The sequence below is a fragment of the Streptomyces roseoverticillatus genome (assembly GCF_000719265.1).
GTDB classification, from domain to species: Bacteria; Actinomycetota; Actinomycetes; order Streptomycetales; family Streptomycetaceae; genus Streptomyces; species Streptomyces roseoverticillatus.
The window spans coordinates 112,663-133,307 of sequence record NZ_JOFL01000004.1; the positions used below are offsets into that span (position 1 = coordinate 112,663).

The following is a 20,645-nucleotide window of genomic DNA, read 5'->3' on the forward strand; positions in this document are numbered from 1 at the left end:
CCGCCGCACATGAGTGCGGCCTCCCTCGCCGAGCAACTCAAGGAGTGTACCCGGCGGGGGAGGCCGCTCAGAAATCGATCAGGACCGTGCCGGTCCCAGGCCGATCGTTTTTTCAGCCGGCAGGCTAGGGCTGAAGGAGACTCACTGCTCCTCGAAGAGGCTCGTCACCGAGCCGTCCTCGAAGACCTCGCGCACGGCGCGCGCGATCGTCGGGGCGATCGACAGCACCGTGATCTTGTCGAGCTCCAGCTCGCCCGGCGTCGGCAGGGTGTTGGTGAACACGAACTCGCTCACCTTGGAGTTCTTCAGACGGTCCGCGGCCGGACCGGACAGCACACCGTGCGTGGCCGTCACGATGACGTCCTCCGCACCGTTGGCGAACAGGGCGTCCGCGGCGGCGCAGATCGTGCCACCCGTGTCGATCATGTCGTCGACCAGGACGCAGACGCGGCCCTTCACGTCACCGACGACCTCGTGCACCGTCACCTGGTTGGCGACATCCTTGTCACGGCGCTTGTGGACGATCGCCAGCGGCGCGCCCAGACGGTCGCACCAGCGGTCGGCGACGCGCACGCGACCGGCGTCCGGGGAGACGACCGTCAGCTTCTCGCGGTCGACCTTGGCGCCCACGTAGTCCGCCAGGATCGGCAGCGCGAACAGGTGGTCCACCGGGCCGTCGAAGAAGCCCTGGATCTGGTCCGTGTGCAGGTCGACCGTGAGGATCCGGTCCGCACCCGCCGTCTTGAACAGATCGGCGATCAGACGGGCCGAGATCGGCTCACGGCCGCGGTGCTTCTTGTCCTGACGGGCGTAGCCGTAGAACGGCACGACCACCGTGATGGAGCGGGCCGACGCGCGCTTCAGCGCGTCGAGCATGATCAGCTGCTCCATGACCCACTTGTTGATGGGAGCCGTGTGGCTCTGCATCAGGAAGCAGTCCGCGCCGCGCGCCGACTCCTGGAAGCGGACGTAGATCTCGCCGTTGGCGAAGTCGAATGCCTTGGTCGGGACCAGGCCGACGCCCAGCTGGTGCGCGACCTCCTCGGCAAGCTCGGGGTGGGCGCGGCCGGAGAAGAGCATCAGCTTCTTCTCGCCGGTCGTCTTGATCCCGGTCACAGCACAGTCTCCTTGGATGTCGCTTTGTGTGCGCTTATCACGGTACGCCCCGCACGGCGTACCCGTGTCACGGTCACTGCTCGCCGTCGGTCTCCCGGTGAGCGGCGGAAGCGGCCTGTGCGGCTGCGCTTCCCGGGCGCTTACGTGCCACCCAGCCCTCGATATTCCGCTGCTGTCCGCGTGCGACGGCCAGCGAACCCGGGGGCACATCCTTGGTGATGACCGAGCCGGCGGCGGTGTACGCGCCGTCCCCGATCGTGACCGGAGCCACAAACATGTTGTCCGATCCGGTACGGCAGTGCGAGCCGATCGTGGTGTGGTGCTTGCTCACACCGTCGTAGTTCACGAAGACGCTCGCCGCGCCGATGTTGCTGTACTCGCCGATCGTCGCGTCACCGACGTAGGACAGGTGCGGCACCTTCGTGCCCTCACCGATCTCGGCGTTCTTCATCTCGACGTACGCGCCGGCCTTGGACTTCGCACCGAGCTTCGTCCCCGGGCGCAGGTAGGCGAAGGGGCCCACGGTGGCGCCCTCGCCGATCAGGGCCGAGTCCGCGACGGTGTTGTCCACGCGGGCACCGGCGCGGACCGTGGTGTCCGTCAGGCGCGTGTTCGGGCCGACCTCGCTGCCCGTGGCCAGGCTGGTGGCGCCGATCAGCTGGGTGCCGGGGTGGACGAGCACGTCGGGCTCGACCGTGACGGTGACGTCGATCCAGGTCGACGCCGGGTCCACGACCGTGACGCCGCTCATCATCGCCGCGTGCAGCAGCCGCTCGTTGAGCAGCTTGCGGGCCTCGGCGAGCTGGACGCGGTTGTTGATGCCGAGGATCTCGCGGTGATCGTCCGCGACGGCCGCGCCCACCCGGTGCCCGGCCTCGCGCAGGATGCCCAGGACGTCGGTCAGGTACTCCTCGCCCTGGCTGTTGTCCGTGCGGACCTTGCCGAGCGCGTCCGTCAGCAGCTGCGCGTCGAATGCGAAGACCCCGGAGTTGATCTCGCTGATCGCACGCTGGGCGTCCGTGGCGTCCTTGTGCTCGACGATCGCCGTGACGGCGCCGCTGCCGTCGCGCACGATGCGCCCGTAGCCGGTGGAGTCGGGGACCTCGGCGGTCAGCACGGTGACGGCGTTGCCGTCGGCGGCGTGGGTGTCGCTGAGGGTCTTGAGCGTGGCGCCGGTCAGCAGCGGGGTGTCGCCGCAGACGACGACCACCGTGCCGTCGAGGACGACCCCGCTGTTCGACAGCTCTTCCAGGCCCATGCGTACGGCGTGGCCGGTGCCGTTCTGCTCGTACTGGACGGCGGTGCGGACCTCGGGGTCGATCTGCGCCAGGTGCGCGGAGACCTGCTCGCGGGCGTGCCCGACGATCACGACGAGGTGCTCGGGGTCCAGTTCGCGGGAGGCGGCGACGACGTGGCCGACGAGGGAACGTCCGCAGATGGCGTGCAGGACCTTGGGGGTCGCCGACTTCATGCGGGTGCCCTCACCCGCTGCGAGAACGACGACGGCTGCCGGGCGGTTGGCGCTCACGGGTGTGCCCTTCGGCTTCGGGTGGTGGACATCCGAAGGATACCGGTGCGTTTTACTGCTGAAACGCGGGCGGGTCCTGACCTGGGCGGTCAGGACCCGAAGTATTCGAACTTCAAGCTCCCCCGCCAGGACTCGAACCCGGACAGATGGCACCAAAAGCCACAGTGCTGCCAATTACACCACGGGGGATTATATCGGATCAAACCGGACATTGCGTCAGGCTGTTGATCTGGCACCCAACACTATGCCGTACCACCAGCCTTCAATGCGACGGTACAGGTCGGCTCCGGCCAGAACGCGGATGGTCAGGCAGCCTCGATAGCTCTCCCCGGTGTTCTTCCGCACGGTCATCGGGTTGTGCTTCTTGAGGGTCGTCTTCCCGAAACTCCCGACGTCGGGGCCGACGTGATCGGCCCAGAAGCGCTCCGCTCCGGAGATGTCCGCAGACTCGTGGATCATGACATGAAACCGGAGGCGGCTCTGATCGACGCCGAGAAGGCGCAGCCAGGCCAGGTAGAGGCTGATCATGTCAGGGTCGCTGTTTACAAAGGTGACTTTGTCGCTGGGCCTGTGCGGCTTGCTCTTCGTGCCCTCGGCCCAGTACAGGGCAATCCCCACGAGGAACAGCTCGCGATTGGAGAGGTTGCCTATCTCCTGGGCGGCGATGTGCTTCGTCTGTCGACGTTCCAGCTCGCGGGCTTCACGGATCGGCGCCCACCGGGCCTCGGTCATGGCGCGGCAATGCTCCCTTGCTCGTCGCTCGGGTCTGGGAAGATCCCTCACCCACAGCGACACCGAGCTCTTCGAAACCCCCAGCTCCGCCACGATCTCGTCGTACGTCCTGCCTGCCCGCCGCAGCTCGCGGGCGCGGCTCTGCAGCTCCGTTTTCGCTTGCGTCATGCGTACAGCTTTGCGACGCATGTCGGCAGATAGGGGGGAAGGCTCGGATGATTCAACAGTTCGAGGGAGGTGTGCATCATTCCGCCCTGCCAGTGCCTGCTCCGTGCTGTGGCTGTGGACAGGAAAAGCTGTGGCGGCCTTCCGTAGTCTGGGTGGTATGACCACAACGGGGGCAATCGCGGAGGCGGGCGCGCGCGGCGCGCCGGACGGGCCTTGGTGGTGGGCGCGGCGGCGGAGCATGGTGCTCGACGTCACGCTGGCGCTGGTGTCCGCACTGGAGTGCGCGGCGGAGGGCGCGGCGTTCGCCGGCGAGCACCGGATACCGATGGTGCTCCCGACGGTGGTGGGGCTGCTCGTCGGTGCCACGTTGATCTTCCGGCGCCGGTGGCCGGTGGCCGTGGTGCTGCTGGGGATCGCGATCACCCCGGCCGAGCTGGGGTTCCTGCTCGGGATAGTCGGCCTGTACACGCTGGCCGCGTCGGACGTGCCGCGCCGGCTGACGGTGATCCTGGCCGCGGTGTCCGTGGCGGGGACGTTCGTGGTCACGTTCGCGAAGTTCCACCAGAACGTGGGCGACGAGGGGGGCCCGCCCGATCTGTGGGCGACGTTCTTCTTCTCGACCCTGGTGGCGCTGGGGCTCACGGCGCCCCCGGTGCTGACGGGGTTGTACGTGGGGGCGCGGCGCCGGCTGGTCGAGAGCCTGCGGGAGCGGGCGGACGGCCTGGAGCGGGAGCTGTCGCTGCTGGCGGAGCGGGCCGAGGAGCGCGCGGTGTGGGCGCGCAACGAGGAGCGGACGCGCATCGCGCGCGAGATGCACGACGTGGTGGCGCACCGGGTGTCGCTGATGGTGGTGCACGCGGCGGCGCTGCAGGCGGTGGCCCTGAAGGATCCCGAGAAGGCCTCGCGGAACGCGGGTCTGGTGGGGGACATGGGCCGGCAGGCCCTGACGGAGCTGCGGGAGATGCTCGGCGTGCTGCGGACGTCGTCGGAGGAGTCCGTGCCGGAGGCGGCCTCGGCGGTGGACTCGCGGCGTCTGGCGGAGGTCGCCGCGGCGGCGTCGGCGCGGGTGTCCGCGGGTGTCGGTGCCGCGGGGCGGGCGGGGGCCGGCCCGGTGGGCGGTGGGTCCGCGTCCGGTGACGGTCCGTGTCTGGACGGTCTGGAGGATCTCGTCGGGCAGTCGCGTGCGGCCGGGATGGCCGTGGAGCTGTCGGTCGAGGGCGAGGAGCGTTCGTACGGCGCGCGGGTGGAGAGCACGGCGTACCGCGTGGTGCAGGAAGCGCTGACCAACGTCCACAAGCACGCGCCGGGGGCGAAGGCCGTCGTGCGGGTGGCGCACCGCGGGGGCGAGGTGGCGCTGCAGGTGGAGAACGGCCCTTCGGACGGTGGTGCGGCCTTGCCCGGTCTGCCGAGCGGCGGGAACGGCCTGGTCGGGATGAGGGAGCGGGTGTCGGCGCTGGGCGGCGTGTTCGTGTCGGGCGTGACGGACGCGGGTGGTTTCCGGGTGTCGGCGGTCATCCCGGCGGGGGTGGCGGACGGCGGCGGCGCGGGGGCGTAGGGCGGCGCGGGGGCGCCTGGCCGGGTGGGGACGCTCGGCCTTTTCCGGTTCGGCTCGGTGTGTGCCGTTCTGCGGCGGGTCGGTGCTCGGCCGGGATTCGGCTGGTTTTCGCCTGGCTTTTGGCCGGTTCACGCTGCTCCGGTCAGCGGTGGCCGTACGGGTGCCCATGCGGGCGTCCGTGCGGGCGTCCGGCCGGTGGTGCCCCCGTGGGTCCCGTACGGGCCGGTGGCGCGCCCGCGGAAACCCGTACAGCCGGGGTCAGCGGCGTCCCGTGCCCGCCGACAGCCGTGACGGCCGGGTTCCGCTGACGAGCGTGCCGATGGCGTGGTCGATGTCCGAGCCGAGGTACCAGTCGCCGGTGTGGTCGAGGCTGTAGACGCGGCCGTGGGCGTCGATGGCGAGGAGCGCCTGCCCGTCCGCCTCCTGCCCGAGCGGGCAGACCTCGGCGCCCAGCGCGCGCCCCAGGTCGGCGACGGTGCGGGCGAGGTGGAGGCCGTGCAGCGGGTCGATGTGGAAGGGCGTGGGGGCGATGTGCCGGCCCGGCCCCGTGCCGGCGATGTGCAGGCCGCCGAACTCCGCCCAGGCCTCGACGGCGGCGGGGAAGACGGTGTGCCGGTGACCGGCGGGGGAGGAGTGGGCGCGCAGGGCGTCGGCCCAGTTCTCGGCGGCCTTGATGTCCCAGCGTCCGGGCTGCCACCCGGCTTCGCGCAGGGCGGCGTCCACGGCGGCGGGGAACCGGGTGGCCGCGGTGCGGTCGAAGGCGCGCATGTGGTCAGCCCTTGCTCTTGAGTGTGGCGGCCTTGGCGGGTGCTGCGGGGTCGACGCTGCGTACACCGAAGTGCGTCAGCAGGGCCGTGCAGGAGCGGCAGGGCGGGGCGTACGCGCCGTGCCGGGGGTCGCCTTCCTCGCGGATGTGCCGGGCGGTGAGCTTGGCGTGCTTGAGGGCGCGCCGGGCCTCGCCGTGGGTGAGGGGTTTGCGGGCGGCACGTTTGCTGCGGCCGTTCTCGTGGGCGGTGAGGAAGCGGGTCAGCAGCAGCGCCTCGGAGCAGCGGCCGGTGAAGCGTTCGCGCCGGTCGCTGGTGAGGGTGTCGAGGAAGTCCTGGACGAGCGGGTGCAGCGCGGGCGGCACGTCGGCCTTGCCGCCGGTGCAGGTCAGCGTCTCGCCGCGGACGGACAGGGCGGCGGCCACGGCGGGCAGGATGCCGTCGCGGCGGTGCAGGAGGGCGGGGGGCCGGTCGGTGTCCTCGGTGCTCCAGGTGAGCCGGGGGTCGCCGGAGGCCGTCGTGCCGTGGTCGTCGGCCGGCGGTCGGTCCTGAGTCGTGTGCATGGTGGTTCTTCCCTCCCTGCAATCCCCCTGTTGCGGGGATCAGCCTGCCAAACGGGACGGCAGGTGTGGAAGTCAGGTCGGGGTTGGCGGGGTGTCGCGTGATGTTCGGGTGTCGGATGGTCGGACCGGTGGGGGTGTGGAGGCTTCGGCGGGAGGGTGCTCACGGGGCGTGACGGGCGTTCGCCGGCCGGGCCGGGGGAGGCGGGGGCGGACCTGGGCGCGGCCCCCGTCTTGCGGTACCGCATAGGCTGTGCCGCACGGGGTGTTCTCGGCCATGGGGACACCGGCCGGCCGGGCCCCCGTGGCCCGGGCGGGGGTCCGGTGACGCGCGGCGACCGCGGCGTTCGCCGGGACCTTTCGGATCCACAGTCAGCAGGGGGCTTCCGCCATGACGACAGGTCGGCTCGGGCAGCAGGCCGCGCCACCGAATGCGGCCTACGCCGGGCAGGTCGTGCACTTTCCGGACCCGGTCCGCGCCGGCCGCTATCCCAAGGGGGTGCGGATGGACGACTCGGGTCACCCGGACTTCTCGCCGTACGCGCGGGCGGCCGCGGAGATCGCGGAGCCGCCGGAGGGCTTCGGCGTGGACGAGCTGCGCCTGACCGACTACGTGTCGGCGAACGCCGCCCTGCACGCCGCCGGACACGAGCTGTGGGCGAGCCTGCCGTCGGTCGCGACTCCGCACGGCTGGACCTGGCACCACGTGGCGGGCACGCGCCGGCTGGAGCTGGTGCCCGCCGAGGTGAAGGCGCTGCTGCGGCACCACGGCGGGCTGGCGACGGCCGCCGTGGACCAGGAGAAGCGCGGCACGCGCCCGCTGCAGGAGACCCGGCCGGTGCACTTCGTGCTGCCGCAGCGGGACCTCGCGGTGACGGAGGAGCAGATCCAGGGCGTCGAGGAGGACCTCGGCTACCGCCTGCCGGGCGCGTACCGGGCGTTCTTGAAGGCCGCGGGCGGCTGCGCGCCGGTCGGCGCGGCGCTGGACGCGGAGCTCGGCCTGCTGATCGACCAGCCGTTCTTCACCGTGCGTGACGAGGCTGCCGTGAACGACCTCGTCTACGTCAACAAGTGTCTGCGCGACCACTTCACCAAGGACTATCTGGGCGTGGGATTCGTCCAGGGGGGCGTGCTCGCGGTGAAGGTGAAGGGCGAGGCGGTCGGCTCGGTCTGGTTCTGCCCGTACGACGACGCGCGCGACGGGGACGGCTGGACGGTGCAGGAGCGGGTGGAGCGGTTGCTGCTGCCCTGTGGTGAGGACTTCGACGTGTTTTTGTCGCGGCTGGCGGGTGGTCCGCCGGAGCTGGAGACGGTGGCCGGCCTGATGGTGGACGGCGGCTTCGCCTTTGCCGTCCCGGTGGAGGGGTGAGCGCGCGGTGGTGACGTTCGCGCAGGCGCAGGAGCGCGGTGAGCGCTGGGCCAACGGTGACGTGCCGGCGTACCAGCACCGGGAGGTGCGGGTCCGCGAGTTCGACCTGGGGTTCGTGGTGTGGGCCGAGGACCGCGAGGACGGTCCGACGTCCGACGGCGGGCACGCCAGGCTGGTGATCGCCCGGGACAGCGGGGAGACGACGCTGTGGCCGGCGCTGCCGGTGGGCGAGGTCATCCGGCGCTACGAGGAGGAGTACGCAGCGGTGGCCGTGGAAGAACCGGAACCGTCGGACGCCCCGCCGAAACGGCTGGACCTGAACGCGACGTCGTTCCTGCTGAGCCCGCCGCAGTGGCTGCAGGACGCGGCGGACGCGATGGGCATTCCGGACCGGAGGAGCGACGGGTCCACGCCGGGCGGGGGTTCGCCGGCCGGCGGGGGCGCGGGTGCGCCTGCCGGTGCGGGGGCGTTTGCGGGCGCGGCTGCTGGTTCGCCCGCGGGTTCTGCTGCGGGCGGGCCTGGAGCCGGGTCTGCCGGTGGGGCTTCCGGTGCGCTTGCAGGTGCTGCTGAGGGCGCGTCTGCGGGAGGGACTTCGGGTCTGCCCGGCGCCGGCTCTGCGGTCGGCTCTGCGGGTGGCGCTCCCGGTCCGGTTACGGGTGCTCCTGACGGTACGTCTACGGGCGGTGCTTCGGGCCTGTCTGCCGATGGGGCTGCGGCTGGGTCTGCCAGCGGTACCTCCGGTGCTCTTACGGGCGCTCCGAGCGGCGCTTCTGCGGGCGAGCCCGCGAGGGGTGCTGCCGGCGGGGCTTGGGACGCGCCTGCGGGCTCGCCTTCCGGTTCCGGCGCGTTCCCGGGCGCGCCCGATGAGACGCCTGCGGGCACGTCCGCACGTTCCGCGGCCTCCTCGGACGCGTCGCTGGGCCGGCCGGTGCCGCTGTCCGCTCCCGAGGGGGCTGCCGCCTCCTCGGAGGGGCCGGAGCCGGTGGCGCCTGCCGCACCGCCCGCGCCCGTGCCGCCGGTCACGCCTCCCGCGCCGGAGGCGACCCCCTGGGCCGCGGCGGCCACGCACACCGCCGATGACGACGACGACCGCTCGGTCGGCCTGCCGGCCACCGTGCTGGCGCCGGCCCTGTCGGGTACGGACGAGGACGACACGCCGCCTCCGGGCGTCGGCCCGGAGGCGAAGACGGCCCTGATGTCGGCCGGCAGCGCGCTGCCGAAGACGGCCATCGCCCCGTCCCTCGACGCTCTTGAGGGCCAGCTGGCAGCTCAGGGCGCCCCCGGCGCCCCGGTCCCGCCGCCCGCGGCTCCCGCCGGAGCACCCGTGCCGCCGCCCGCGGCTCCGGCCCGGCCGGGTGCGCCCGTTCCGCCGCCGGCTCCCGGCGCAGGCGGTCCGCAGGCGCCCACGCCGCCCGGCGCCCCCGGTGTTCCGGGGCAGCCTCCGGGCGCCGGTGCCCCCACGCCGCCCGGCCCGCCCGCGGCCCCCGGGGCCGGCGCCCCGGGTGCTCCCGGCGCTCCTGGTGCCCCCGGGGCGCCCGGTGGTGGTGCGGCCTACGCCGCGACGATGCTCGCCCACCCCGGGACGCCGGGCCTGCCCGGAGCCGCGCCCGGCGCGCCGGCGCCGGGAGCGCCCGTACCGCCCGGCCCGCCCGGTGTCCCCGGGCAGCCGGCCGGCCCCGCCGCGCCGCCCGCGGCTCCGGCCGGCCCCGGCGGGGTGCACCACGCGGCGACCATGCTCGCGAGCGCTCCCGGCGGCCCGGCGGCTCCGGGCGCTCCCGGCGCCCCGGGGCAGCCCCCCGCGGCCCCCGCCCGCCCGGGGGCCGGCACCCCGCCGCCCGCCGGCCCCGGTGGCGTGCACCACGCCGCCACCATGCTCGCGAGCCCGGGCGCGCCCGGCATGCCCCCGGTCCCGCAGGGCCCGGTCGCGCCGCAGGCCCCCGCGGCCCCCGCGTACGGCTACCCCCAGCCCCCCGGCGGTCTGCCGACCGTCGGCCCGGGCTACATGGCCGTCCTGCGCTACCGCGCGCACGACGGTTCCGAGCAGCAGCTCATCCGCCGCAGCGCGCCGGGCACGCCGCACCCGGAGTGGCAGATCCTGCACGAGCTGATGGCGCTGAACGTGCCGCGCGAGCAGGTGCTGGAGCTCCACACGGAGTTGGAGTCCTGCGACGGCCCGGGCGGCTACTGCGCCCGCATGGTGCGTGACAACTGGCCGCAGGCGACGGTCAGTCACACGGCCGCGTACGGCCGCGACCACGCCACGCGCCAGCAGGGCGTCCGGCACCTGATTGAGCATCAGGGCGAGCTGCACCAGGTCGCGGACGGCCCGGCGCGCCCCGCCCCGAACCGGGTGCCGCTGCCGCACCCCGGCCAGGTGCAGCAGGCGCCGCCGGTCGGCCCGGACGTGATAGCCCGGGAGCTGGCCGAGTCGTTCGGCCCGCAGGGCGTGTTCCGGTTCGAGCAGCGCGCGGTGTCGCGCCAGGGCGTGCCGGACGTCGTGGCGCAGACGCTGGTGTGGGCCGGTGTGCCCGTGGACTGCGGGCCGTTCTTCTGGGGCCAGGCGCAGCCGGGCCGGCCGGTGCCGACGCTGGCGGAGCTGGCGGCGGAGCGGCGGGTGCAGGCGGCGCCGGACGCGGGTTCGTACCTCGTGATGGGCACGGACTTCGGCAAGCAGCTGTGCGTGCAGTACGGGACGGCGCACATCGTGGCGGTGCCGCTGGAGGCGGGGCCGGGCGGTTCGTCCGTTCCTCCGCAGTTCGTCAACACGAGCCTGCCTCAGTTCGTTCGCTCTTTGGCGCTGCTCGGGAAGATGTGGCGGTGGCGCTACGGGTTGACGCCGGAGCAGGCGGGCCGCTGGACGGTGGACTTCCAGGAACAGCTGATGGCGCTGGACACGGCCGCCTTGTCCTCGCCGGAGAACTGGTGGTCGGTGCTGGTGGAGCAGATGTGGGACGGCCTGTTCTAGCCGGACGGGCTGGATAGTGACGGCGCGGGGGCGCCCGATCCGGGATGAGGGTCGGGCGCCCCGTGTCGTAGGTTGGCGCATCCTTGACAGAAGAAGCGGGCGGAGTGTCGCGTCATCGGCACTTCCCGTGGTCCAGGGATGATGTGCGCCAGACTGCGTCACATACCGGACATCCGGGATATAAGGGGCTTCAAGGATGAGTGCATCGGTGTCTCCCGACGGTTTCGCTGTCGTACGGGGCCGGGGTTACCGGCCCGAGCAGGTCGATCGCGTGCTCGCCGAGTTCGCGCGCCAGCGGGACGCGGCCTGGGAGCGGGTGGCGCGGCTGACCGTACTCGCGCGCGAGATGGAGGAGGAGACCCAGCGGCTCGGGCAGGTGGTGACGCAGCTCCCCCCGCAGACGTACGAATCGCTCGGCCAGCGCGCGCAGGGCCTGCTCTTCACGGCCCAGGCCGAGGCCGCCGGGCTGCGGGAGCGGGCCGAGGCGGCCGCCGCCGAGATGATGGAGTCGGCCGAGGCGCACGGCCGGGCGGTCCGGGACGCGGCCCACCAGGCGGCCACGGCGGTGCGCGCCGAGGCCGAGGAATGGGCGCGGCAGGCGCTCGTCGCGGCCGAGTCCGTCGCCGACGACGTCATCGCCGTGGCGCGGCGCGACGCCAAGCAGCGGCGCGAGGACGCCGCCGCGGCGCTCGCGGAGATGCGCGAGCGGACGGCCGCGGCACTCGCCGAGCAGGAGAAGGACCACGCGGAGCGGTGGGAGACGGCGGGGCGCGAGATCGCCGAGCGCGAGGCCGCGCTCGACACGCGCATCGCCGCGATGGAGGAGTACGCCCGCAACGCCCTGGCGGAGGCGCAGCGCCGCTACGCGGAGGCGGAGGAGGCCGCCCGGCACGGGCAGGAGGACGCGGAGGCGCAGGGCGCCGCTCTCATCGCGCAGGCGCGGGTCCGCGAGGAGCGGGTCGTGCGGGACATGGAGCGCAACCTCCGCGAGCACGAGGAGCGCCGCGAGGAGCTCCGCGCCCACATGGCCCACGTCCGCCACAGCCTGGCCGCCCTCACGGGCAAGCCGGTGGCGGAGGACCTGGGGGCGGGGGACTGAGTCCCCGCCCCGGACAGCCGGTCATGGGGCCTCGCCCCTTGAGACCTCGCCGCCGGTGGAGGGGGCGGGCGCGCCGGGCCTGCCCGCCTTGGACGGGGCTGGTCAAGGGGCCTCGCCCCTTGAATCCGCCGCCGCGGCGAGCAGCCACGATGGTGGATTTCGGCGGTGCCGTACGGGCTCAGGCGGGTCCGGCACCGCCGATTGCCGCCGCTGTGGCCGATCGCCGTCGCGGCGGTCTCAAGGAAGCGGCTTCCTTGAGACCCTCCCGCCGCCGGGGCTGATCTCCCCCAGCTACCGCTGGGAGGTGCCCCCAGTCGCGGCGGGAGGGTCTGCTACGCGGCAGGCGTTGGCTTCGTCGACGGTGTCGTCGGCGGGGGCGCCGTGGGGGCCTTCACCAGCAGGCGGAGGGACAGGACCTTGCCGTCCCCCGTCGTCACGGTCAGCAGGTACTCGCCGGAGTGCCCGTCCGTCAGCAGCTGCGGGAGCGTCAGGACGCCGTCCTTGTCCGTCGTCCCGGCTTCCAGCCGCCACGTCCGCTTGCCGTCGGGTCCCTTGAAGCAGGGGCCCTCCTTGGCGGCGGGGGTCGTGCCGTCGAGCTTCGTGATCTTCGCGGTGACGGCCGAGCCGATGACGTCCTTGCCGTCCTTCGCCAGCACCTTGACCGTGATCCGGTCGGCGAACGCGCCGTTGGGGTCGGCCTTCAGGTCCGGCTCGCCGACGACGATGACCTTCTCCGCCGCCCGCACGGACACCGTGCCCGTGAACTCCACGGCCGGCACGTCACGTTCGCGTCCGGCGACCGTCGCCGCCACCTTGACCTTGCCGATCTTGAGCCCGGCCACGACAGGCGGCGCCGTGGCCGTACCGTCCTTGCCCGTCGTGACGGTCAGCTCCGTGGAGGCGTCCGCGAACGCGGCCCCGTCGCCGCTCACCACGAACCGTACGGGCGCTCCCGCCATCGGCTTCCCGGACTTGTCCTTGACCAGGACCCGCGCCCGCTCCTTGAACGTCTCGCCGGCGGTCGTCTCCCAGGTCTTGCCGTCGCCGACCCGCTCCAGACGGCTCGCCTGTGTGGGCGGAGTGGGCGGAGTGGGCTTGTGCGGCTCTTCCGGCTTGGTCGGGGGCTTGGCCGGCGGCGTCGAAGGCTTGTTGCCGGGATCCGCCGGAGTGGGCTTGCCGGACGACGGCGGCACGGGCTTCGAAGGCTGAGGCTTCGTCGAGGGGGCGTTCCCCGAAGGGGCGTTGCCCGACGGCATGTTGCCCGACGGTACGTTGCGCGAAGGCGCGTTCCCGGACGGCGTGTTGCCCGACGGCACCCCCGTACGGTCCGGCAGCGAGGGAACGTTGCCCTGCTGGTACGCGCGCATCCACTCCGTGACGGCGTTCACGTACGACCGCGAATTGTTGTAGCTGAGGATCGCCCGGTCGAGGTCCTCGGCCCGGTTCATGTCCTTGCCGCCCGCGCACAAGTACTTGGCGGTGCCGAGCGCGGCGTCGTAGATGTTGTTGGGGTTCTTCACCCCGTCGCCGTTGCCGTCGGCGCCGTACTGCGCCCATGTGGAGGGCAGGAACTGCGTGGGGCCGACGGCCTTGTCGTAGACGGTGTCGCCGTCCCACAGCCCCTGGTCGGTGTCCTTGACGGTGGCGAAGCCGTTGCCGTCCAGCTGCGGGCCGAGGATCGGCTTGTCGGTCGTGCCGTCGGCGGTCATGCGCGCGCCGTTGTACGTGGCGTGCTGCGTCTCCACCTGGCCGATGCCGGCTATGAGCTCCCACGGCATGTGGCAGCCCGGCATGTCGGCGGCGGCGCGCTGCGCGGCCTTGCGGTAGGCGTCCAGGGCCGTCGCGGGGATGCCCGTAGCGGCGTCCTTGGTGTCCTCCTTGCCGGGGCCGGAGGCGCCGGGCAGGCCGGGGCGGCCGTTCGGTCTGAGGTCGGGCAGCGTGAGGTTGGGGGTGCCGTGCGGCATCCCCTGGGGGTTCTTCGGGTCCTTCGCGGGGTCGTCCGCATCCGCCGTGTTGTGCGGGGGACCGGCGCCGACCGCGGCCGTCAGGCTGGCCACGAGCAGGGCCGTGCACAGACCCTGCCGGGAGACACTGGCAGCGCGCGTAGGGAGTATCTTCACGATGCTGCTTCCTTCGGAGACCTGCGGCCTGTGCGAAGGGGTGCACGACGTCCCCCCTCGACCATGACACCGAACACTAATTCCCTGTGGCCTCAATTGTCTTGCCCGGTGGCCGCCTTCACGTATTATTCGCCCTTCGTTCCCCGGCAACTCCTTCCTCTTTGACCGTTTCCTGTTATTTGTCTGTGGCGGATTCGGTGCGCCTGGAAGGGAGTCCCGGGGCGTTCGGTTCCAGCAGCGGGACCCGGCAGTGCCGGACGGCCCCACCCGTCCCGTCCGTCCCGCCCCGAGATCGTTTCCCCTGGCACGCATCCGCCCGCCAGGGGCGTGTTTGCGCCTGACGTAACGGCAGGGTGCAGACTCGGGCCCCGGCGAACCCCGAGACCGGCGGGTCCGCCGGCCACGCAACCCCTAAGGGTCGTTCCTGGCTTTCTCCTGCTCGTACCGGCCGCCCGGTTCGTACCGCAGGGGGAGGAGCGGGCGCGACCCGCTGCCTAGCCTTTTTGATGTCGGCCGGAGAGGCGCTGGTGGGGCTAGCCCCACCTCGGATACACGGACGAGCACCATCGCCCCGGCCCCCGCACCCGGGCAGGCTGTGGACCGCACCGCAATGAGCACCTAGGAGATTTACCGTGACAACGGCTGTATCGATTCCCAAGACCGGGGGCAGTGGAGGGCGTACGGCCGTCGCCGCGAGGGCCCGCCAGGTCGTCAAGGCCTACGGGGCCGGCGAGACCCGCGTGACCGCCCTCGACCACGTGGACGTGGACATCGCCCGCGGGCAGTTCACCGCCATCATGGGCCCCTCCGGCTCCGGCAAGTCGACCCTGATGCACTGCCTGGCCGGCCTGGACACCGTCACGTCCGGGGAGATCTTCATCGACGAGACCGAGATAACCGGCCTCAAGGACAAGAAGCTCACCCGGCTCCGCCGCGACCGCATCGGCTTCATCTTCCAGGCGTTCAACCTGCTCCCGACGCTCAACGCGATCGAGAACATCACGCTCCCCATGGACATTGCCGGCCGCAAGCCGGACAAGGCCTGGCTGGACCGCGTCGTGGAGACCGTCGGCCTCGCCGGCCGCCTCAAGCACCGGCCGAACCAGCTCTCCGGCGGCCAGCAGCAGCGCGTCGCCGTGGCCCGCGCCCTCGCCGCCCGCCCCGAGATCATCTTCGGTGACGAGCCGACCGGAAACCTCGACTCGCGCGCCGGCGCCGAGGTCCTCGGCTTCCTGCGCCAGTCCGTGGACGAGCTGGGCCAGACCATCGTCATGGTCACCCACGACCCCGTGGCCGCCTCCTACGCCGACCGCGTGCTCTACCTGGCCGACGGCCGGATCGTCGACGAGATGCACAGCCCGACCGCCGACGCGGTCCTCGAGCGCATGAAGAACTTCGACGCCCGTGGACGGGTGTCGTGACCGTCCTCAAGACCTCGATGCGCAACTTCCTCGCGCACAAGGGCCGCATGGCGCTCTCCGCCGTCGCGGTCCTGCTGTCGGTGGCGTTCGTGTGCGGCACGCTCGTCTTCACCGACACCATGAACGCCACGTTCGACAAGCTCTTCGCGAACACCGCCTCCGACGTCTCCGTCGCCCCCAAGAAGGACGACGACGCCCAGGAGACCGGCAAGCCGCAGGCCCTGCCCGCCGCCCTGCAGGGGAAGCTGGCGAAGGTCGACGGGGTCGCCAAGGTCGAGCCGCACGTCACCAGCATGCAGCTGACCGTCGTGAACGGGAAGAACAAGAGCCTCAGCCCCACCTCCGGCGCCCCCACCGTGGGCACCAACTGGGACGAGAGCCAGAAGAAGTCCGTCGAGATCACCAGCGGCCATGCCCCGCACGGCCCGGCCGAGGCCGTCCTCGACTCCGACACCGCCGACAAGCACGGCGTGAAGACGGGCGACAAGCTCCGCGTCATCGCCGTCCCCGGCGACTTCACGGTGAGCGTCGTCGGCATCGCCACGTACAAGACCACCAACCCCGGCGCGGCCCTCCTCTACTTCGACACCGCGACCGCGCAGGCGAAGCTGCTCGGCAGCGCGGACGCCTTCAGCAGCTACGGGCTGACCGCCGCCTCCGGCGTCAGCAACGAGCAGCTCAAGGAGCGCGTCACCACCGTCCTCGGCTCCTCCGCGGGCGACTACGCGGTGCGGACCGCCGCCGAGTCCAAGGAGGAGAACAAGAAGGACGTCGGCTCCTTCCTCGACGTCATGAAGTACGCGCTGCTGGGCTTCGCCGGCATCGCCGTCCTCGTGGGCATCTTCCTCATCGTCAACACCTTCTCCATGCTGGTCGCCCAGCGCACCCGCGAGATCGGCCTGATGCGCGCCATCGGCTCCAGCCGGCGGCAGGTCCTCCGGTCGGTGCTGACCGAGGCGCTGCTGCTCGGCGTCGTCGGCTCGGTGCTCGGCATCGGCGGCGGCATCGCCCTCGCCGTGGGGCTGATGGAGCTCATGGGCTCCATGGGCATGAAGCTCGACCTGGGCGAGCTCACGATCAAGGCCTCGACACCGGTCGTGGGCCTGGCCATCGGCGTGATCGTCACCGTCCTGGCCGCCCTCCTGCCCGCCTTCAAGGCCACCCGCATCTCCCCGATGTCCGCCCTGCGCGACGCCGGCACCCCGGCGGACGGCAAGGCCGGCAAGGTGCGCGCCACGATCGGCGTGCTGCTCACCGCCCTGGGCGGGCTCGCGCTGGCCGCCGCCGCCAAGGCGGACGACGCCAAGGCCGGCTCGGGCATGCTCGGCCTCGGCGTCTTCCTGACCCTCGTCGGCTTCATCGTCGTCGGACCGCTGCTCGCCGGCTTCGTCGTCCGCGTGCTCAGCGCGATCGTGCTGCGGGTCTTCGGCCCCGTCGGCCGCCTCGCCGAGCGCAACGCGCTGCGCAACCCGCGGCGCACCGGCGCCACCGCCTCCGCGCTGATGATCGGCCTCGCGCTGGTCGCCGCGCTGTCGGTGGTCGGCTCCTCGATGGTCGCCTCGGCCACGGACCAGCTCGACAAGTCGGTGGGCGCGGACTTCATCATCCAGTCCGAGAACCAGCAGCCGCTGAGCCCGGCCGCGGTCAAGGCGGTCAAGGGCGCCGGCCACGTCGAGCACGTCACGGAATACACGATCGTCAACGCGAAGATCACCACCCCGGACGGCAAGACCGCCACCAAGCGGCTCTCCGCCGTCACCCCCACCTACGCCGACGACGTGCGCGCCGAGACCGTCAAGGGCAAGCTCAAGGACGCCTACGCCAAGGACGCCATGTCCGTGCCGGAGGGCTTCGCCAAGGACAACGGCGTCAAGCTCGGCGACCGGCTCAAGGTCGCCATGACCGGCGGCCGCACGGCCGAGCTGACGGTCAACGCCATCACCTCGGACGACACCAGCATCGACCAGGGCGCGATGTACACCAACATCGCCACCGCGCGGAACTACCTCCCGGCCGACAAGATGCCGCTGGACTTCATGCTCCTCGCCAAGGCCGCCGACGGGCAGACGAAGGAGGCCGCGGCCGCCCTCAAGGCGTCCGTCGAGCAGTACCCGCAGATCAAGGTCCGCGACCAGTCCGACTACAAGAAGCTCATCCAGGACCAGGTCGGCCAGCTCCTGAACATGATCTACGGCCTGCTCGCCCTCGCGATCATCGTCGCCGTCCTGGGCGTCGTGAACACCCTCGCCCTGTCGGTCGTCGAGCGCACCCGGGAGATCGGCCTCCTGCGGGCCATCGGCCTCTCGCGCCGCCAGATGCGCCGCATGATCCGCCTGGAGTCGGTCGTCATCGCCCTCTTCGGCGCCCTTCTCGGCCTCGGCCTCGGCATGGCCTGGGGCACCACGTCCCAGAAGCTCCTGGCCCTCCAGGGCCTCGGCGTCCTGGACATCCCCTGGCCGACGATCACCGCGGTCTTCCTCGGCTCGGCGGTGGTGGGCCTGCTCGCCGCGCTCGTCCCGGCGTTCCGGGCGGGCCGGATGAACGTCCTGAACGCCATCGCCACGGACTAGCAGGCTGCTGCCCCTGCGAGGGGGCCGGTGCACGGGTTCTCGACCCGCCCCGGCCCCCGAACCAGGCCCGGCCCGGACGCGCCACGGGGGTGCGAGTCCGGGCCGGGCCTTTTACCTGTCTTCTGTTGCTGTCAGGCGACGTAGAAAGGCTCGACGTTGTCCGTCATCCACACCGACGTCCGGTCCTTCGCATTTCCGAGGAAGACCGTGTCCACGGTGAAGGGCACCGGCTCCTCCGAGACGGCCTGCGAAACGGCTGCGAGTACGGCGTCACGCGATTCCCCGGCCGCGCCGTGGACCGTCACGCCGATCAGCAGCCCGGGGTGCTGGTTCCCCACCTGAACCAGAGCCCGCCTGGCGGACGAAACCGCGGGAACCGCGCCGAAGGCACGACGCAGCGCCGCGAGCAGCGCCTCGGGCTCTTCCGCAGGCTCCCCGAGCCGGATGCTCTCGCCGGGCTGCACGGTCCTCCGGTTTCCTCGTACGGTCTGGACACCGGCGGCGTGAATGGGCAGCCCGACGTCGCCGCCGGGGTTGAGCGCAAGTCCGAGCTCCTGCGGCAGTGAGTTGATCAGCTCCCGAGCACCCATCACCGCGTGCGCCACGTCGCCCGCGTTCTGCTTGAGCTGCTCCACGGAGGTGTAAACGGCGACATGCGGCTGACCGTCGATCGAAACGATCGGCAGGCGTGTTCCCTGTCCTTGGTCGCCGCCGGGGGTTTCCGGGAGAGGCATCCACAGTTCAGCCGTGGCGAGTGCCTTCAGAATGTCCTCAGCGGGAATCGAGCCGGCTTTTGCCGCGGCCAGTGTCTCTTCCAGCCTGTTGGCGGGGAACATTTACGGGAACTCCGGTTCGTTCTTGGTTTGGTTGATCATGAATCATGAATCATTGAACTGAGCTCGCTCACCAATTCGCTGAATCGCTGATTTTCGGCCGCCATCTGCTTCGGGTCGTCATGGTGGATATAGAATTCGGAGAAGCCGCCACGCGGCGCCCCGTAAAGAAGCTTGAAACCATAGGCGGCATCCGCCAGTGCCGTCTCGGCATCACTCTCCGGGTCGGCAAGGACGTCGCGGATATCCAAAAGTATCAAGTAGTAGGGGGCGGAGCTTCGGCGGCCTTGCTTGTGTATGATCTCCGCGACTTGGGTGACGAGGGTGGTGGCCCGCCGGCGGCGCGACTCGGGTGTGCGTAGCGTCATCGCAAAGGCTCCGATCCCAGGAGTTTTCTCCCTGGTATATTCCATGGTTCTGGAATGAATATCTGTTCAGCGCCGCCCACGTAGATGCCGCCCTGATTGGCGACGGGCCCCACGTAGACCTTGGTGCCGGCTGGGAACTCCATCCGGTACACCGTGTCGATCGGCGACGATCCCTTTGATCCTCCAGTGGTCGGGTTAATCCAGTGGGGGAGCACTGCGGTGTCGATGCGAACATGGGCGACCGATGAGGGTGCCTCGCGGGTGAACCATTTACCGAGCTCGTTGCCCTCGCCGTGCACGCCGCCGCGGTAGAAGACCGTCGGCTCGGTCAAAGTCACTTCATTGTATCGACCGCCTGCGAAATTAAGGGCCGGCGGGTCGTCTCCTTCGGCCAGAGGCCCTGGGTTCCGGACCATGTCGAATTCGTACAGTTCGTCCGCCGGTTCCTGCGGTTGCGTGGCGTCCGCGCTGTCGGAGGGCGGAGCCTCCCAGGGGTCGGGAGCCTCGTCACCCGAACCGTCGTTCGCAGGCCCGTCGCCGGACTCCGGGGCATCGGCCGGGTCTTCCGCCTCCGTGTCCCCGGCGCCCTCCGCAGCCGTCGGCTCCGGAGCGTCGTCCGACTGCTCGGCGCCCGCGTCGTGCGCGTCTACGGGGCCTGTTTCGGAGTCGGCGTCTTCCGCGTCCGTGGGTTCGGGGGCCTCGGCTTCGGCCTCCGGCTCCGGGGTGCCGGTTTCCTCTTCGGCTTCCGGTTCCGGGGCGTCGTCTGCCTGCTCTGCACCCGTTTCGTGTGCGTCTTCCGGGCCTGTTTCGGAATCTGCGTCCTCGGCACTCGCCGGTTCCGCGGCATCAGCGTCCGGCTGCTCGGTTTCCGGCTCCGGGGCGTCGTCCGCTTGCTCGGCACCCGTTTCCTGCGAGTCCTCCGCATCCGCCGGTTCCAGGGCGTCGGCGTCGGTCTGCTCGGACTCCGGTTCCGGGGCGTCGGTCTCTTCCGGTGCGCTGTCGGCTTCCTCTACGTCGGTCGGTTCCGGAGCGTCGTCCGTCTGCTCGGTGTCCGCGTCGCGTGCGTCCGTCGGTTCCGGGGCGTCCGCCGGGCTTGTGCCGGAGTCCGAACCTTCCGCGGTCTCCGGCTCCGGGGCGTCGGCTTCGGGCTGCTGCTCGGCCTTCGGTTCCGGGGCGTCGCTGTTCTCCGGTGCGTTGCCGGCTTCCCCTGCAGCCGTCGGCTCCGGAGCGTCGGTGTCCTCCGGCCTGTTGCCGGCCTCCTCCGCAGCCATCGGCTCCGGGGCATCGTCCGCGTCCGCCTGCTCGGCGGACGCGTCGCGCGAGCCCGTGGGTTCCGGCGCATCCGCCGGGTCTGTGCTGGAGTCCGCATCCGCTGCCTGCGTCGGCTCCGGGGCGTCGACGGGCTCGGGAGGCGGGGCTTCCTGGGGCGGCGGGGGTTGCTCGGGCCGGCGATCGTCCATGATCGGAATTCTGACAT

At 71.7% G+C, this 20,645-nt stretch carries 15 protein-coding genes and 1 tRNA gene; 6 read left to right on the forward strand and 10 right to left on the reverse strand.

The features are described 5' to 3' along the window. Positions 1-141 precede the first annotated feature (141 nt). The 4 genes from IF61_RS0105765 to IF61_RS0105780 all read right to left on the reverse strand — a co-directional run bounded on the left by IF61_RS0105765 (position 142) and on the right by IF61_RS0105780 (position 3,544). Positions 142-1,116, reverse strand: a complete 975-nt coding sequence (locus IF61_RS0105765) for a ribose-phosphate diphosphokinase (protein WP_030365148.1) — start codon at positions 1,114-1,116, stop codon at positions 142-144. Between the two features lie 73 nt (positions 1,117-1,189). Beyond that, positions 1,190-2,644 (reverse strand): bifunctional UDP-N-acetylglucosamine diphosphorylase/glucosamine-1-phosphate N-acetyltransferase GlmU, encoded by a 1,455-nt coding sequence (gene glmU / locus IF61_RS0105770; RefSeq protein ID WP_030365149.1) that lies wholly within the window; start codon positions 2,642-2,644, stop codon positions 1,190-1,192. 117 nt (positions 2,645-2,761) lie between these two features. After that, a tRNA-Gln gene (locus tag IF61_RS0105775) sits at positions 2,762-2,833 on the reverse strand. Positions 2,834-2,860: 27 nt separating this feature from the next. Then, the gene (locus IF61_RS0105780; RefSeq protein WP_043187954.1) at positions 2,861-3,544 is read right to left on the reverse strand and encodes a hypothetical protein; all 684 of its coding nucleotides are present in this window, start codon (positions 3,542-3,544) and stop codon (positions 2,861-2,863) included. A gap of 157 nt (positions 3,545-3,701) precedes the next feature. Here IF61_RS0105780 and IF61_RS0105785 point away from each other — a divergent pair, with 157 nt between their 5' ends. Beyond that, positions 3,702-5,099 (forward strand): sensor histidine kinase, encoded by a 1,398-nt coding sequence (locus IF61_RS0105785; RefSeq protein WP_078659985.1) that lies wholly within the window; start codon positions 3,702-3,704, stop codon positions 5,097-5,099. 258 nt (positions 5,100-5,357) lie between these two features. Here the strand turns inward: IF61_RS0105785 and IF61_RS0105790 are convergent, their stop codons facing one another. Together IF61_RS0105790 and IF61_RS0105795 are read right to left on the reverse strand one after the other, a co-directional pair. Then, on the reverse strand, positions 5,358-5,867 hold the full coding sequence (locus tag IF61_RS0105790) for an SUKH-3 domain-containing protein (RefSeq protein ID WP_030365152.1): 510 nt from the start codon (positions 5,865-5,867) through the stop codon (positions 5,358-5,360). A 4-nt stretch (positions 5,868-5,871) separates the two neighbouring features. Further along, positions 5,872-6,426: a YwqJ-related putative deaminase gene (locus tag IF61_RS0105795; RefSeq protein ID WP_030365153.1), complete on the reverse strand. Its 555-nt coding sequence runs from the start codon at positions 6,424-6,426 to the stop codon at positions 5,872-5,874. Positions 6,427-6,814: 388 nt separating this feature from the next. On the opposite strand from IF61_RS0105795, the gene IF61_RS0105800 reads away from it, so the two are divergent. From IF61_RS0105800 to IF61_RS0105810, 3 genes are all read left to right on the forward strand, one after another. Continuing rightward, the gene (locus IF61_RS0105800) at positions 6,815-7,792 is read left to right on the forward strand and encodes an HNH endonuclease (protein ID WP_030365154.1); all 978 of its coding nucleotides are present in this window, start codon (positions 6,815-6,817) and stop codon (positions 7,790-7,792) included. A 7-nt stretch (positions 7,793-7,799) separates the two neighbouring features. Beyond that, entirely contained in the window at positions 7,800-10,757 is a 2,958-nt protein-coding gene (locus IF61_RS0105805; protein ID WP_030365155.1) for an SUKH-4 family immunity protein, read from the forward strand. A gap of 208 nt (positions 10,758-10,965) precedes the next feature. After that, the gene (locus IF61_RS0105810; protein ID WP_078659986.1) at positions 10,966-11,856 is read left to right on the forward strand and encodes a coiled-coil domain-containing protein; all 891 of its coding nucleotides are present in this window, start codon (positions 10,966-10,968) and stop codon (positions 11,854-11,856) included. A 332-nt stretch (positions 11,857-12,188) separates the two neighbouring features. Here the strand turns inward: IF61_RS0105810 and IF61_RS0105815 are convergent, their stop codons facing one another. Beyond that, positions 12,189-13,976, reverse strand: a complete 1,788-nt coding sequence (locus IF61_RS0105815; RefSeq protein WP_052392433.1) for a lytic transglycosylase domain-containing protein — start codon at positions 13,974-13,976, stop codon at positions 12,189-12,191. A gap of 632 nt (positions 13,977-14,608) precedes the next feature. Between IF61_RS0105815 and IF61_RS0105820 the strand changes: the two genes are divergently transcribed. Then, complete coding sequence (locus tag IF61_RS0105820) at positions 14,609-15,397, forward strand: ABC transporter ATP-binding protein (protein WP_030365158.1); 789 nt, start codon at positions 14,609-14,611, stop codon at positions 15,395-15,397. After that, positions 15,394-17,967 (forward strand): ABC transporter permease, encoded by a 2,574-nt coding sequence (locus tag IF61_RS0105825; RefSeq protein WP_030365159.1) that lies wholly within the window; start codon positions 15,394-15,396, stop codon positions 17,965-17,967. Before IF61_RS0105820 ends, IF61_RS0105825 begins: the two co-directional genes overlap by 4 nt. A 131-nt stretch (positions 17,968-18,098) precedes the next feature. On the opposite strand, the gene IF61_RS0105830 is transcribed toward IF61_RS0105825, so the two are convergent. From IF61_RS0105830 to IF61_RS33185, 3 genes are read right to left on the reverse strand one after another with little or no spacing between them, the layout of a single operon-like run. Continuing rightward, positions 18,099-18,803, reverse strand: coding sequence for an enhanced serine sensitivity protein SseB C-terminal domain-containing protein (locus IF61_RS0105830; RefSeq protein ID WP_052392434.1), 705 nt, complete (start codon positions 18,801-18,803; stop codon positions 18,099-18,101). A 35-nt stretch (positions 18,804-18,838) separates the two neighbouring features. Then, positions 18,839-19,168 carry a hypothetical protein gene (locus tag IF61_RS0105835; RefSeq protein WP_030365161.1) on the reverse strand — a complete coding sequence of 110 codons (330 nt, stop codon included), beginning with the start codon at positions 19,166-19,168 and terminating at the stop codon, positions 18,839-18,841. After that, a complete protein-coding gene (locus tag IF61_RS33185; RefSeq protein ID WP_052392435.1) occupies positions 19,165-20,628 on the reverse strand; it encodes an MSCRAMM family adhesin in 1,464 nt (487 codons plus the stop codon). The genes IF61_RS0105835 and IF61_RS33185 overlap by 4 nt, the downstream gene beginning before the upstream one ends. Positions 20,629-20,645 lie beyond the last annotated feature (17 nt).

Coding starts and splice junctions, on each gene's coding strand:
- IF61_RS0105780 (WP_043187954.1), bottom strand. CDS start 3,544: ATGACGCAAGCGAAAACGGAGCTGCAGAGCCGCGCCCGCGAGCTGCGG.
- IF61_RS0105800 (WP_030365154.1), top strand. CDS start 6,815: ATGACGACAGGTCGGCTCGGGCAGCAGGCCGCGCCACCGAATGCGGCC.
- IF61_RS33185 (WP_052392435.1), bottom strand. CDS start 20,628: ATGGACGATCGCCGGCCCGAGCAACCCCCGCCGCCCCAGGAAGCCCCG.
- IF61_RS0105790 (WP_030365152.1), bottom strand. CDS start 5,867: ATGCGCGCCTTCGACCGCACCGCGGCCACCCGGTTCCCCGCCGCCGTG.
- IF61_RS0105835 (WP_030365161.1), bottom strand. CDS start 19,168: ATGACGCTACGCACACCCGAGTCGCGCCGCCGGCGGGCCACCACCCTC.
- IF61_RS0105785 (WP_078659985.1), top strand. CDS start 3,702: ATGACCACAACGGGGGCAATCGCGGAGGCGGGCGCGCGCGGCGCGCCG.
- IF61_RS0105830 (WP_052392434.1), bottom strand. CDS start 18,803: ATGTTCCCCGCCAACAGGCTGGAAGAGACACTGGCCGCGGCAAAAGCC.
- IF61_RS0105795 (WP_030365153.1), bottom strand. CDS start 6,426: ATGCACACGACTCAGGACCGACCGCCGGCCGACGACCACGGCACGACG.